General features: G+C 47.0%; 16 protein-coding genes. 11 read left to right on the top strand and 5 right to left on the bottom strand.

The genetic code is table 11. The features are described from left to right. Nucleotides 1–14: 14 nt before the first annotated feature. Nucleotides 15–899: a D-hexose-6-phosphate mutarotase gene (locus tag FEK50_RS11150; RefSeq protein WP_131161146.1), complete on the top strand. Its 885-nt coding sequence runs from the start codon at nucleotides 15–17 to the stop codon at nucleotides 897–899. Nucleotides 900–947: 48 nt separating this feature from the next. Here FEK50_RS11150 and FEK50_RS11145 read toward each other — a convergent pair whose 3' ends face one another. Next, nucleotides 948–1,802 carry an aldo/keto reductase gene (locus FEK50_RS11145; RefSeq protein WP_131161145.1) on the bottom strand — a complete coding sequence of 285 codons (855 nt, stop codon included), beginning with the start codon at nucleotides 1,800–1,802 and terminating at the stop codon, nucleotides 948–950. Nucleotides 1,803–1,891: 89 nt separating this feature from the next. Next, nucleotides 1,892–2,638 carry a scaffolding protein MipA gene (mipA, locus tag FEK50_RS11140; protein ID WP_131161144.1) on the bottom strand — a complete coding sequence of 249 codons (747 nt, stop codon included), beginning with the start codon at nucleotides 2,636–2,638 and terminating at the stop codon, nucleotides 1,892–1,894. Between the two features lie 435 nt (nucleotides 2,639–3,073). Between mipA and yeaG the strand changes: the two genes are divergently transcribed. The 5 genes from yeaG (at nucleotide 3,074) to yeaK (ending at nucleotide 10,242) form a co-directional block, all read left to right on the top strand. Continuing rightward, entirely contained in the window at nucleotides 3,074–5,008 is a 1,935-nt protein-coding gene (gene yeaG / locus FEK50_RS11135) for a protein kinase YeaG (RefSeq protein WP_064529211.1), read from the top strand. A gap of 111 nt (nucleotides 5,009–5,119) precedes the next feature. Beyond that, the gene (locus tag FEK50_RS11130; RefSeq protein WP_130208390.1) at nucleotides 5,120–6,403 is read left to right on the top strand and encodes a YeaH/YhbH family protein; all 1,284 of its coding nucleotides are present in this window, start codon (nucleotides 5,120–5,122) and stop codon (nucleotides 6,401–6,403) included. Between the two features lie 146 nt (nucleotides 6,404–6,549). Further along, nucleotides 6,550–8,025 (top strand): GGDEF domain-containing protein, encoded by a 1,476-nt coding sequence (locus FEK50_RS11125; RefSeq protein WP_165488981.1) that lies wholly within the window; start codon nucleotides 6,550–6,552, stop codon nucleotides 8,023–8,025. Between the two features lie 180 nt (nucleotides 8,026–8,205). Continuing rightward, nucleotides 8,206–9,696, top strand: coding sequence for a diguanylate cyclase DgcJ (gene dgcJ / locus FEK50_RS11120; RefSeq protein WP_130257813.1), 1,491 nt, complete (start codon nucleotides 8,206–8,208; stop codon nucleotides 9,694–9,696). 42 nt (nucleotides 9,697–9,738) lie between these two features. Further along, nucleotides 9,739–10,242: a mischarged aminoacyl-tRNA deacylase gene (gene yeaK / locus FEK50_RS11115; protein ID WP_130208392.1), complete on the top strand. Its 504-nt coding sequence runs from the start codon at nucleotides 9,739–9,741 to the stop codon at nucleotides 10,240–10,242. Here yeaK and yoaI read toward each other — a convergent pair whose 3' ends face one another. After that, entirely contained in the window at nucleotides 10,243–10,347 is a 105-nt protein-coding gene (yoaI, locus tag FEK50_RS11110; RefSeq protein ID WP_130218789.1) for a small membrane protein YoaI, read from the bottom strand. A gap of 169 nt (nucleotides 10,348–10,516) precedes the next feature. Here yoaI and FEK50_RS11105 point away from each other — a divergent pair, with 169 nt between their 5' ends. Together FEK50_RS11105 and FEK50_RS11100 are read left to right on the top strand one after the other, a co-directional pair. Then, nucleotides 10,517–10,963, top strand: a complete 447-nt coding sequence (locus FEK50_RS11105; protein WP_130208396.1) for a DUF441 domain-containing protein — start codon at nucleotides 10,517–10,519, stop codon at nucleotides 10,961–10,963. Nucleotides 10,964–11,044: 81 nt separating this feature from the next. Then, nucleotides 11,045–11,392, top strand: a complete 348-nt coding sequence (locus tag FEK50_RS11100; RefSeq protein ID WP_064529217.1) for a DUF488 domain-containing protein — start codon at nucleotides 11,045–11,047, stop codon at nucleotides 11,390–11,392. Nucleotides 11,393–11,413: 21 nt separating this feature from the next. Here FEK50_RS11100 and FEK50_RS11095 read toward each other — a convergent pair whose 3' ends face one another. Further along, a complete protein-coding gene (locus tag FEK50_RS11095) occupies nucleotides 11,414–11,668 on the bottom strand; it encodes a DUF333 domain-containing protein (protein ID WP_130208398.1) in 255 nt (84 codons plus the stop codon). 184 nt (nucleotides 11,669–11,852) lie between these two features. Between FEK50_RS11095 and FEK50_RS11090 the strand changes: the two genes are divergently transcribed. Genes FEK50_RS11090 through yoaJ form a run of 3 tightly spaced genes read left to right on the top strand, consistent with a single transcriptional unit; the run spans nucleotide 11,853 to nucleotide 13,086 of the window. Next, nucleotides 11,853–12,878, top strand: coding sequence for a sensor domain-containing diguanylate cyclase (locus FEK50_RS11090; protein ID WP_130259884.1), 1,026 nt, complete (start codon nucleotides 11,853–11,855; stop codon nucleotides 12,876–12,878). 32 nt (nucleotides 12,879–12,910) lie between these two features. Then, the gene (locus FEK50_RS11085) at nucleotides 12,911–13,009 is read left to right on the top strand and encodes a YoaK family small membrane protein (protein WP_001219350.1); all 99 of its coding nucleotides are present in this window, start codon (nucleotides 12,911–12,913) and stop codon (nucleotides 13,007–13,009) included. 2 nt (nucleotides 13,010–13,011) lie between these two features. Continuing rightward, the gene (gene yoaJ, locus FEK50_RS11080) at nucleotides 13,012–13,086 is read left to right on the top strand and encodes a protein YoaJ (protein WP_001386836.1); all 75 of its coding nucleotides are present in this window, start codon (nucleotides 13,012–13,014) and stop codon (nucleotides 13,084–13,086) included. Nucleotides 13,087–13,145: 59 nt separating this feature from the next. Here yoaJ and FEK50_RS11075 read toward each other — a convergent pair whose 3' ends face one another. Beyond that, nucleotides 13,146–13,394 carry a GlsB/YeaQ/YmgE family stress response membrane protein gene (locus tag FEK50_RS11075; RefSeq protein WP_064529219.1) on the bottom strand — a complete coding sequence of 83 codons (249 nt, stop codon included), beginning with the start codon at nucleotides 13,392–13,394 and terminating at the stop codon, nucleotides 13,146–13,148. Between the last annotated feature and the right edge of the window lie 88 nt (nucleotides 13,395–13,482).

Raw genomic sequence — 13,482 nt, 5'->3', positions numbered from 1 at the left:
TAAAGGACTGCGTCATGATTAAGAAAATTTTTGCCCTTCCGGTCATCGAACAAATTACCCCTGTCCTCTCCCGTCGTAAACTGGATGAACTGGACCTTATTGTGGTCGATCATCCCCAGGTAAAAGCCTCTTTTGCATTACAGGGCGCTCATCTTCTCTCGTGGAAACCTGCGGCTGAGGAAGAAGTTCTGTGGTTGAGCAACAATACCCCGTTTAAAAATGGTGTCGCCATTCGCGGCGGCGTACCGGTTTGTTGGCCGTGGTTTGGTCCGGCAGCACAACAAGGTCTGCCTGCGCACGGTTTTGCCCGTAACCTGCCGTGGACGCTGAAATCACATAGTGAAGATGCCGATGGCGTGGCGCTGACTTTCGAATTGACACAAAGCGAAGAGACGAAAAAATTCTGGCCGCACGACTTTACGCTGTTAGCGCATTTCCGCGTGGGTAAAACCTGTGAAATCGATCTTGAATCACATGGCGAATTTGAAACCACCTCTGCCCTGCATACCTACTTTAATGTTGGCGATATTGCCGGGGTGAGCGTCAGTGGTCTGGGCGATCGCTACATTGATAAAGTGAATGATGCAAAAGAAGGTGCACTAACTGACGGGGTCCAGACATTCCCGGATCGTACCGACCGCGTGTATCTGAATGCCCAGGATTGCAGTGTGATTAATGACGAGGCGTTAAATCGTATTATCGCCGTAGGCCACCAGCATCATCTGAACGTCGTTGGCTGGAACCCAGGACCGGCGCTTTCTGTCAGCATGGGCGATATGCCGGATGATGGCTACAAAACATTTGTTTGTGTAGAAACAGCTTACGCCTCAGAAACTCAAAAAATCACCAAAGAGAAACCTTCACATCTGGCGCAATCCATTCGCGTTGCCAAACGTTAATTTGCGTTAGTCACTGTGCCGGATGCATGCATCCGGCCTTGCAGCAAATCACACCATATCCAGCGCAGTTTTTCCTTTTGGTGCCGGGTACGCTTTGTCCAGCATCGCCAGTTCTTCCCCTGAAAGCGTCAATTCCAGCACTGCCGCATTTTGTTGGACATGTGCGACAGTTGCCGCTTTCGGAATCGCCATCACGCCCTGATGGCTGATCACCCACGCCAGCAGAACTTGCGCCGCAGTGACATTGTGAGCATGAGCAATTTCGTTGACCACTGCGTTTTTTAGCAAGCCATTACGTAAGCGCCCGGCCTGCGCCAATGGACTGTATGCCATCACTGGCATATGTTGTTGCTGACACCAGGGTAGCAGATCATATTCAATACCGCGCGAGCCGAGATGATAAAGCACCTGATTGGTAGCGCATTGATTTCCCCCTGGCACCTGCCAGAGTTCCTGCATGTCGGCATAATCAAGATTAGAAACGCCCCAGCGACGAATTTTGCCCTGGGCGATCAGTTTTTCCATTGCCGCAACAGTCTCTTCAAAAGCGAAACTGCCAGACCAGTGCAATAAGTAGAGATCGAGATAATCGGTATTGAGACGACGTAAACTGGCTTCGCAAGCGTTAATGGCTTTTTGCCCGCCGGCATTCCACGGATAGACTTTGGAGACGAGGAAAACCTTATCACGCAGGCCGGATAAAGCTTCACCAACCACCTTTTCGGCACCGCCTTCGGCATACATTTCAGCGGTATCAATGAGAGTTAAACCAAGATCAATGCCCGCACGCAGTGCATCAACTTCGGTTTTACGCTGACTGACCTCTTCGCCCATATACCATGTTCCCTGCCCTATGGCTGGCAGTGAGACATCGCCACTAAATTGAATCGTTTTCTGTTGCATCGCTTCCTCCCAGTTTTTGCACCACCGTAATGCAAAACAGGGCATTACGCCCTGTTTTTATGCACAAAATGCCCTGGAAAGATGCATTATCAGAATTTGTAGGTGATCCCGGTAGAAATCAGGCCAGTCCAGGATTTATCCACCATCGGGCTGTCGGTAACTTCGTCAGACAGGCGGGTATAACGCGCGGTGCCGTAAACGTTCCAGTCGCCGAGGAAGTTGTAGCTGGCACTCAGCTCCAGATACGGGCTCCAGCTGTCATTCGGGTTATAGCCACGCAGACCGCTGCGAGCGGACTCTTTACGCGATACGCCATAGTAGTACTCGTTCTGGTTTTCGCTGCTCCACTGTACACCGATACCCGGGGTCAGAGTCAGACCACCATTGGTGTAACGGTATAACCAGGCAGTATCCCAGACAATGCCGTTGCTGTTATCCAGGGTATCGCCAGCCAGGGTGGTACGCAGGTAACCATACTGGGTAAAGTGAGCGTAAGACAGACCAGCCATCATGGTGCTCTTACGGTCATCCAGGTGACGCATTTGGTGATCGCCACTGTCTTTGGCTTTGAAGTAGAGCGGCGACCAGTAAGCGGTAATCGAAAGTTTATCCGTTGCATCATTCCACAGGTAGTAACCACCACCTAAGCCACGGAACCAGAAGTTATCGCCTTCGTAGTTGATTACTGGTACTGGGTAAACATCGGTATCGTAATCTTTATAAGGGTGTTCAACGACACCTACGCCTGCGCCCAGGGAAAAATTACCTTCAGCGTGTGCTACGCCTGCAGACGTTGCGATAAGCACTCCAAGTGCCAGAAGTTTGAGTTTGGTCACAATTAATTATTCCTTAAACAAATGTTTAGCGGGCGACAAAGTTTACCCGTCAATACAACGAAACCCAAACTTTTTGCGTTTTCATTTCAAAAGGTAACTGTTTAATTTTCCTGACGCTGATGACGCGGCGCTTACAGCTGAATGAATTTTGCGTTAATGGAGGCATTATTCTTTACATTAGTTATGCAATTTTTATGGATGAGTTGTTGATATGCCATTGAAATTCAGAAAGCCGTGCAGGCAAGTTTCTCAATTGCCATCTACGCTTAATTTTGAAGGTGTATCACCGGGCACGTTGTTCTCATGGTCGGCAGGATGGCATGAGAGTTGCTGTGTTTTAGCAAGAGACGTCGTTCAGTTTACCTCTTCCGGGAGCCTCTACTATTCATATGAACGGCTCTTAACCTGTGCTAAAAAACGAAAGGACGGCATACCATGAATATATTCGATCACTATCGCCAGCGATATGAAGCTGCCAAGGACGAAGAGTTCACACTGCAGGAGTTTCTTACCATTTGTCGGCAAGATCGCAGTGCTTATGCCAACGCGGCAGAGCGGCTATTGATGGCTATTGGTGAGCCTGTCATGGTCGATACAGCCCAGGAGCCCAGACTTTCTCGACTCTTTTCTAACCGGGTCATCGCACGTTATCCGGCATTTGAAGAGTTTTACGGCATGGAAGACGCGATTGAACAGATTGTCTCTTATCTGAAACACGCGGCTCAGGGGCTGGAAGAGAAGAAACAAATCCTGTATCTGCTGGGGCCTGTGGGTGGGGGTAAGTCGTCACTTGCTGAACGACTGAAATCATTAATGCAACGCGTGCCTATTTATGTATTGAGCGCCAACGGTGAGCGAAGCCCGGTTAACGATCATCCGTTCTGTCTGTTCAATCCACAGGAAGATGCGCAGATCCTTGAAAAAGAGTACGGCATTCCACGCCGCTACCTTGGCACCATTATGTCGCCGTGGGCGGCAAAACGTCTGCATGAATTTGGTGGCGACATCACTAAATTCCGCGTGGTCAAAGTGTGGCCGTCTATTCTGCAACAGATTGCCATTGCCAAAACGGAACCGGGCGATGAGAACAACCAGGATATTTCCGCGCTAGTGGGGAAAGTGGATATTCGTAAACTCGAACACCACGCCCAGAACGATCCGGATGCCTACGGCTATTCCGGTGCGCTGTGCCGCGCCAACCAGGGGATCATGGAATTTGTTGAGATGTTCAAAGCACCGATTAAAGTGCTGCATCCCCTGTTAACCGCCACTCAGGAAGGTAACTACAACGGGACGGAAGGTATCTCCGCCCTGCCGTTCAACGGGATTATTCTCGCCCACTCGAACGAATCTGAATGGGTGACTTTCCGTAATAATAAAAACAACGAAGCCTTCCTCGACCGTGTCTATATCGTGAAGGTGCCGTATTGCTTGCGTATTTCCGAAGAGATCAAAATCTACGAGAAATTACTTAATCATAGTGAATTGACCCACGCGCCATGCGCGCCAGGCACGCTGGAAACATTGTCACGTTTTTCCATTCTTTCGCGCCTGAAAGAGCCAGAAAACTCCAGCATTTATTCGAAGATGCGCGTTTATGATGGCGAAAGCCTGAAAGATACCGATCCGAAAGCCAAGTCATATCAGGAATATCGTGATTACGCGGGCGTCGATGAAGGGATGAACGGTCTGTCTACGCGTTTCGCGTTTAAGATCCTCTCCCGCGTGTTCAACTTCGATCACGTGGAAGTGGCGGCTAACCCGGTTCATCTGTTCTACGTTCTTGAACAGCAGATTGAACGCGAGCAGTTCCCGCAAGAACAGGCCGAACGCTATCTGGAGTTCCTGAAAGGCTATCTGATCCCGAAATATGCCGAGTTTATCGGCAAAGAGATTCAGACGGCCTACCTTGAATCCTATTCTGAATATGGGCAGAACATTTTCGACCGTTATGTCACCTATGCGGATTTCTGGATTCAGGATCAGGAGTATCGCGACCCGGATACTGGTCAATTGTTTGATCGCGAGTCGCTGAACGCCGAGCTGGAGAAAATCGAAAAACCAGCGGGGATCAGCAATCCGAAAGATTTCCGTAACGAGATCGTCAACTTTGTACTGCGTGCCAGAGCGAATAACAGTGGGCGCAATCCGAACTGGACCAGTTACGAAAAACTGCGCACGGTCATTGAGAAGAAAATGTTCTCCAATACCGAAGAGTTGTTGCCGGTCATTTCGTTTAACGCCAAAACCTCAACCGACGAGCAGAAGAAACACGACGATTTTGTCGACCGTATGATGGAAAAAGGCTACACCCGTAAACAGGTACGTTTACTGTGCGAATGGTATTTGCGCGTACGTAAATCGTCTTAACAACAACGGCCCGGTGCGCATGCGCCGGGCCTACAACGACAGCGAACCGTGGGCCAGACAGGCGGCAACACAGGCGTAGCATACAGTTGGCAAATGCAGTACGGGGGGCATATGACCTGGTTTATTGACCGGCGTCTGAACGGCAAAAATAAAAGCATGGTGAATCGCCAGCGTTTTTTACGCCGTTATAAAGCGCAAATTAAACAGTCGATCTCCGAGGCCATTAATAAGCGTTCGGTGACCGATGTCGACAGCGGCGAGTCCGTTTCCATTCCAACGGAAGATATCAGCGAACCAATGTTTCATCAGGGGCGTGGCGGCTTGCGCCATCGCGTTCATCCGGGCAACGACCATTTCGTACAGAACGACCGTATTGAGCGGCCTCAAGGCGGCGGCGGTGGTTCTGGTAGCGGTCAGGGCCAGGCCAGCCAGGACGGTGAAGGTCAGGATGAATTCGTCTTTCAGATTTCGAAAGATGAGTATCTCGATCTGCTGTTTGAAGATTTGGCTTTACCAAATCTGAAACAAAACCAGCAACGCCAGTTGACCGAATTTAAAACGCATCGCGCGGGTTATACCGCTAACGGCGTTCCGGCCAATATTAGCGTGGTACGCTCATTGCAAAATTCGCTGGCGCGACGTACCGCGATGACCGCGGGCAAGCGGCGGGAACTGCACGCGCTGGAAGAAAATTTAGCGATAATCAGCAATACTGAACCTGCGCAACTGCTTGAAGAGGAACGCTTGCGCAAAGAAATTGCCGAACTGCGAGCTAAAATTGAACGTGTTCCTTTCATCGACACTTTCGATTTACGCTACAAAAATTATGAGAAACGGCCCGATCCCTCCAGCCAGGCAGTAATGTTCTGCCTGATGGACGTTTCTGGCTCGATGGATCAGTCCACCAAAGATATGGCCAAACGTTTTTACATTCTTCTGTATCTGTTCCTGAGCAGAACATACAAGAACGTAGAAGTCGTTTACATTCGCCATCATACCCAGGCGAAAGAAGTTGATGAACATGAGTTTTTCTACTCACAGGAAACGGGCGGCACCATTGTTTCCAGCGCACTGAAACTGATGGATGATGTGGTAAAAGAGCGTTATAACCCGGCGCAGTGGAATATCTATGCTGCGCAAGCATCGGACGGCGACAACTGGGCTGATGACTCTCCGCTGTGCCATGAGATACTGGCGAAGAAATTACTGCCAGTTGTTCGTTATTACAGCTATATCGAAATTACCCGCCGTGCGCATCAGACATTGTGGCGAGAATATGAGCACCTGCAATCTACTTTCGAAAACTTTGCGATGCAGCATATCCGCGATCAGGATGATATTTATCCGGTATTCCGTGAACTGTTTCATAAGCAAAACGCAACTACTAAAGACTAATACCATCAGCCAGGTCATTATTACCTGGCTGATTTTTAGCTTACTGTAAATTATTTAATTTATTACATACGTTAGCTTACAATTGGTTTAAATATGACAGCGCAACCTTTACACAATTTAGTTCCAGAAAACAATCATTCGGAAAAATGATTCGGTTAATACGTATTTTCCCGGGGTTATTCTTTAATTATTTTTTATTGATAGTGAAAATTGATCCTGGTCAAAACTATATATCTCGAGCATCAATAAAATTCAGCACTCACATTGCTCTCCTTTTTATGATTTCTATGTGTACACAAAAGCTAAAAGCACAAAGCTTTTTTATTTTCAGTTTACTGCTGACATTGATTTTATTTTGCATCACCACCTTATATAACGAAAACACCAATGTAAAACTCATCCCGCAGATGAATTACCTGATGGTTGTTGTGGCTTTGTTTTTCCTTAACGCCGTCATTTTTCTATTCATGCTAATGAAATATTTCACTAACCGTGAAATTTTACCAACACTCATTTTAAGCCTTGCATTTTTAAGTGGCATTTTCTATTTAACTGAAACCATTGTCATTATTCATAAACCTATCAGTGACAGTACGCTTATTCAGGCTAAATCAAATGATGTTTCCATATTATATCTGTTTCGCCAGCTAAGTTTCATTTGCTTAACAGCGTTAGCTCTCTTCTGTTATGACCGAAAAAGTATTCTAACGAACAACAAGAAAAAAACCTGCATCCTGTTGTTGGCGCTGATACCTTTCATGTTGTTTCCCTTACTGGCACACAACCTGAGCAGTTATAATCCTGACTATTCCTTATACGTCGTAGATTACTGTCCGGATAGCAATTCTGCGAGCTGGGGAATTAACTACACAAAGATTTTGGTTTGTCTGTGGGCATTTTTGCTGTTCTTTATTATCATGCGCACACGACTAGCAAGCGAACTTTGGCCGTCAATAGCGTTATTATGTCTGGCATCGCTCTGCTGTAACTTACTTCTGCTGACTCTGGATGAATACAATTACACCATTTGGTACATCAGTCGTGGTATCGAAGTTTCCAGCAAACTGTTTGTTGTGACTTTTCTGATTTATAACATTTTTCAGGAGCTGCAACTCTCCAGCAAACTGGCGGTTCATGATGTGTTGACCAATATTTATAATCGCCGTTACTTTTTCAACAGCGTAGAGTCATTATTGTCGCGACCTGTTGTGAAGGATTTTTGTATCATGCTGGTAGATATTAACCAGTTCAAACGCATCAATGACCAATGGGGGCATCATGTGGGTGATAAAGTGCTGGTTTCAATTGTCGATATTATCCAGCAAAGTATCCGCCCCGATGACATTTTAGCCCGTCTTGAGGGGGAAGTATTTGGCCTGCTATTTACAGAACTCAATGCTGCCCAGGCAAAAATTATTGCTGAACGTGTGCGTAAAAATGTCGAACTCCTGACCGGCTTTAGTAACAGGTATGCTGTTCCTGAACCAATGACTATCAGCATTGGCAGTGTTTTTTCCACCGGAGATACGCACAATCTTTCACTTGTCATGACAGAAGCAGATAAAGCCTTACGTGAGGCGAAAAGCGAGGGAGGCAACAAAGTGATTATTCATCGTCTTTGAGTGCAAAAATATTCACAGCCATGCTTTTTGCGTGGCTTTTGCATACAATTAATATCTAATACCACTAAATTTCTCCTCCCCAACGGCACAGAGATGAGTATAATTAGCGCCCCTGTGCCAGGCCGCAATCGAACTTTAACTGGTTTTCTCATTTCACTAACCGAAGGAGTGCCATTTATCATGAAATTGCACCATAGAATGCTCCGGCATTTTATCGCCGCAAGTGTCATTGTGCTGACATCTTCCTTCCTTATTTTTGAACTTGTCGCCAGCGACAGAGCGATGAGCGCCTACTTGCGCTATATCGTCCAGAAAGCGGATTCCTCCTTTCTCTATGATAAGTATCAAAATCAGAGTATTGCCGCACATGTCATGCGCGCACTTGCTGCTGAGCAGTCAGAGGTGTCGCCAGAACAGCGACGTGCTATCTGCGAGGCTTTTGAAACGGCCAATAATACTCATGGATTAAATCTGACGGCCCATACTTATTCTGGCTTGCGCGGGACATTACAGAGCGCATCCGATGACTGTGACACAATTGTGGAAGCAGCGGCGCTATTACCCGCATTTGATCAAGCGGTGGAAGGCAATCGCCATCAAGATGAATATGGTTCCGGTCTTGGGATGGCCGAAGAGAAATTTCACTATTATCTCGATCTCAATGACCGCTATGTCTATTTTTATGAGCCGGTCAATGTTGAATACTTCGCCATGAATAACTGGTCGTTTTTGCAATCAGGAAGCATTGGCATTAACCGTAAAGACATTGAAAAGGTGTTTACCGGTCGAACCGTATTATCGAGCATTTACCAGGATCAGCGTACCAAACAGAATGTGATGAGCCTGCTGACGCCGGTTTATCTCGCAGGTCAACTTAAAGGGATAGTGCTGCTGGATATCAATAAAAACAACCTGCGGAATATCTTTTACACTCATGACCGCCCTCTCCTCTGGCGTTTTCTCAATGTTACGCTTACCGATGTAGATTCGGGTCGGGACATTATTATCAACCAGAGTGAAGACAATCTGTTTCAGTATGTCAGTTACGTCCATGACTTACCTGGCGGAATTCGCGTTACATTATCCATTGATATTCTTTACTTTATTACATCTTCATGGAAAAGCGTTGTCTTCTGGCTGCTGACGGCATTGATATTACTGAATATGGTGCGCATGCACTTCCGCTTGTACCAAAACGTGACTCGCGAAAATATTAGCGATGCGATGACCGGATTGTATAACCGCAAAATATTGACTCCTGAATTGCAGCAACGCTTGCAACGCCTGGTTCAGGCAGGTTCTGCAGTCATGTTTATTGCTATTGACATGGACAAGTTAAAGCAAATTAATGACACACTCGGTCATCAGGAAGGTGATTTAGCGATTACTTTATTGGCACAGGCGATTAAACAGTCGATTCGTAAAAGCGATTATGCTATCCGTCTCGGCGGTGATGAATTTTGCATCATCCTGGTCGATTCGACGCCACAAATTGCTGCGCAATTGCCTGATCGTATCGAAAAACGCCTGCAACATATCGCGCCGCAAAAAGAGATCGGCTTCTCTTCCGGTATTTACGCGATGAAAGAAACCGATACGATTCACGATGCTTATAAAGCTTCCGATGAACGTCTGTATGTCAATAAACAGAACAAAAACAGCAGTTCATGATAATCTTCTGTGGTTGTTTAGTTATAAATCCAGGAGCGTGAAATGACTGAAGTGGCTAAAGGAAGCGTGACGCATCAGCGCTTAATCGCTTTATTATCACAAGAAGGCGCTAACTTCCGCATCGTCACCCACGAAGCGGTGGGCAAATGTGAAGCGGTGTCAGAAATTCGCGGCACCGCTTTGGGCCAGGGCGCCAAGGCGCTGGTGTGTAAAGTCAAAGGTAATGGCGTTAATCAACATGTATTAGCGATACTTCCTGCCGATCAACAGGCCGATCTGAGCAGACTCGCCAGTCACATTGGCGGGTTACGCGCCTCGCTTGCCAGCCCGGCGGAGGTCGATGAACTCACGGGCTGCGTTTTTGGCGCCATCCCGCCTTTCAGTTTCCACCCCAAACTCAAACTGGTCGCTGACCCACTACTCTTCGAGCGATTCGATGAAATTGCCTTCAACGCAGGCATGCTGGATAAATCAGTTATTCTTAACACCGCAGATTATTTACGCATTGCGCAACCAGAGCTGGTCCATTTCCGCCGTACTGTATAACTAGCTGGTCCGTTCAAGTAGCAAAACTGACAGTACCAGCACAACCGCAATGGCAAAAAACGATGACGTGATAATCAGTGTCTCAATGAACATTTGATCGTTCATGGTTTTACCCCTGGAGATAACTGTTTTCACGTTATTGTTAGCGTACGCAAATGGCAGTTTGATGACAATTCTCCCTATTTTTTATGCAAAAAGTGTAATTAATGTCTGATTCCTGCCCTCAGCAAGCGTAAAGTACGGGGGATAATTATTTTTTGGCAAGGAAACCACGATGTTTGATGTCACTTTGTTAATCCTCCTCGGATTAGCTGCGCTGGGCTTTGTCAGCCACAACACCACTGTCGCCGTTTCAATTCTGGTGTTGATCATTGTCCGCGTCACACCGTTGAGCACCTTTTTCCCCTGGATTGAAAAACAAGGGTTGAGTATCGGGATAATTATTCTCACCATCGGTGTTATGGCGCCAATCGCCAGCGGGACGCTGCCACCGTCGACACTTGTTCACTCGTTTCTGAACTGGAAATCATTAGTCGCTATTGCCGTAGGCGTGATTGTTTCCTGGCTTGGCGGACGCGGCGTCACGTTAATGGGTAGTCAGCCACAACTGGTAGCCGGATTGCTGATGGGTACGGTTTTAGGCGTAGCGCTTTTTCGCGGTGTGCCCGTCGGCCCGCTTATTGCTGCTGGCCTGGTTTCGCTGATTATTGGTAAGCAGTAGTTTTTGCCGCAGCCGCCATAACCATAAAAACAAAGTGCTATAGTGGCGTGGCAATGTTGCGTGAAAGGGAGAACAAACACGATGAATATTCAGTGTAAACGCGTCTATGATCCGGCTGAACAAGGCGATGGTTATCGCGTACTGGTCGATCGTCTCTGGCCGCGTGGTATCAAAAAAACAGATTTAGCACTTGATGAATGGGACAAAACCATCACGCCTTCAACGGAATTACGCAAAGCCTTTCACGGCGAAGTGATCGATTTTGAAACCTTTCGCGAACAATATCTTGCAGAACTGGCGCAGCATGAGCAAGAAGGGAAACGACTGGCGGATATTGCCCGCCAGCAGACACTAACCCTACTCTATTCGGCAAAAAATACCACGCAAAACCATGCTCTGGTGCTGGCCGATTGGCTACGCAGTTTGTAATTCTCGCCCAGCATCCGGTTGTTATTTTCTATCAGCCGGATGATCCCTGCGCCATAATGCCCATTCATCAATCGTTTCGCCGCCCGGTAATTTGCAATTGTTGCTGACCCCTTGCGCTGTTTGTACCGGAATAAGCGTACCTCCCTTTTGCTGGCAGTATACCGATGCAGGATTAGCCATTCCAACATGTGGCGGTTTAGGCGCATCGGGTTGAGAAGCAGTTGAACACCCCGCCAGGACTAACAGGCAAGGCAAAACAAAACGGATAATTTTCATATAGTGATCTCACTCGTTTATCTACACTTTAGAGTATCGCGGTATCGTTATGTTTTGCAGCACTATTTCTTTTACATTCATTCGAAATATATTACGTCTGGTTTCATCTTTGTTGATGATGTTTTATCATGCCTGTAAAGATTAAATATTCAGCATTTTACCTACCACCACCTGGAGTTCTTTCGTGTCAGATCAGATCATTGCCCGCGTCTCGCAGTCACTCGTCTCGGAACAGTCTCTGGAAAGTCTGGTCCGGCAACTTCTGGAGATGCTAGAAATGGTTACCGACATGGAGTCGACGTATCTGACAAAAGTGGATATTGACGCGCGCCTGCAACACATTTTGTATGCCCGTAATAGCCAGAAAATGCACATCCCGGAGAATTTTACCGTTTCCTGGGATCACTCATTGTGCAAACGCGCAATTGATGAGAACTGTTTTTTCAGCGATGAAGTCCCTGACCGTTGGGGCGACTGCATTGCGGCACGCAATCTTGGGATCACGACATTTCTGAGCACGCCGATTCACTTACCGGATGGCTCATTCTACGGCACGCTTTGCGCCGCCAGCAGCGAGAAACGCCCGTGGAGCGAACGCGCGGAGCAAGTTTTGCAGTTATTCGCCGGGCTTATTACACAATACATCCAAAAAGAGGCGCTGGTTGAGCAATTGCGTGAAGCTAATGCGGCGTTGATTGCGCAATCCTATACTGACTCTTTGACGGGACTGCCGAATCGAAGGGCAATTTTTGATAATCTGACGACACTGTTTTCTCTCGCGCGGCATCTGAAACGTAAAGCAATTATTGCCTTTATCGATCTGGATAACTTCAAATTAATCAATGACCGTTTTGGTCATAATAGCGGCGATCTGTTTCTTATTCAGGTTGGCCAGCGCCTTAACACACTACATCAGAATAGCGAGATTATTGGTCGTCTCGGCGGTGATGAATTTTTGGTCGCGTCGCTGGCCGATGAAAATGCCGATATCCCGTCATTGCGTGAGCGTATTCAGCAGCAAATACGCGGTGAATATCACTTAGGTGATGTTGACTTGTTTTATCCTGGCGCCAGCCTCGGCATTATTGAAGTGGATCCTGAAACAACTGATGCCGACAGCGCCCTGCATGCCGCAGATATCGCAATGTACCAGGAGAAAAAACACAAAGAGAAAAAACCTTTTGTCGCGCATTCAGCTCTGGATTCCTGAGGCGTATTCAAATCCTTTTGATTGGTGATAACATGCGAATCGGTATTATTTTCCCTGTCGTAATCTTTATTACGGCAGTCGTATTTTTAGCGTGGTTTTTTATTGGCGGCTATGCTGCCCCGGGAGCATAAAGATGAAAAAAACAACGATTATTATGATGGGTGTTGCGATTATTGTCGTCCTTGGTACCGAGTTAGGATGGTGGTAACACTGCATCTGTAAAAATAGCAAAGGCTGCGAAAAAGCAGCCTTTGTTTTATTTCAGCGTTAGCTTTTGACTTTTCTGTAGATAAACAGCACGACAAGCGCACCGATCACCGCAACCACGAAGCTGCCAAAGTTAAAGCCATCGACTTTACCAAAACCAAACAGTGTACTGATCCATCCGCCGACCACGGCGCCGACAATCCCCAACAGGATAGTCATGAAGAATCCACCACCATCTTTACCTGGCATAATCCACTTAGCCAGAATACCAGCAATAAGCCCAAAAATAATCCATGACAGAATGCCCATTTTATCCTTCCTTATCTGTTTTGTATTAGCGAGTTGGTCGCTAATAAAAAGCATAGCACAACATCAAAGAAGTAAAAATTGTGATGAG

The organism is Escherichia sp. E2586, from assembly GCF_005781105.1.
Lineage (GTDB): Bacteria > Pseudomonadota > Gammaproteobacteria > Enterobacterales > Enterobacteriaceae > Escherichia.
This window is presented reverse-complemented; position numbering and strand designations above follow the sequence as displayed.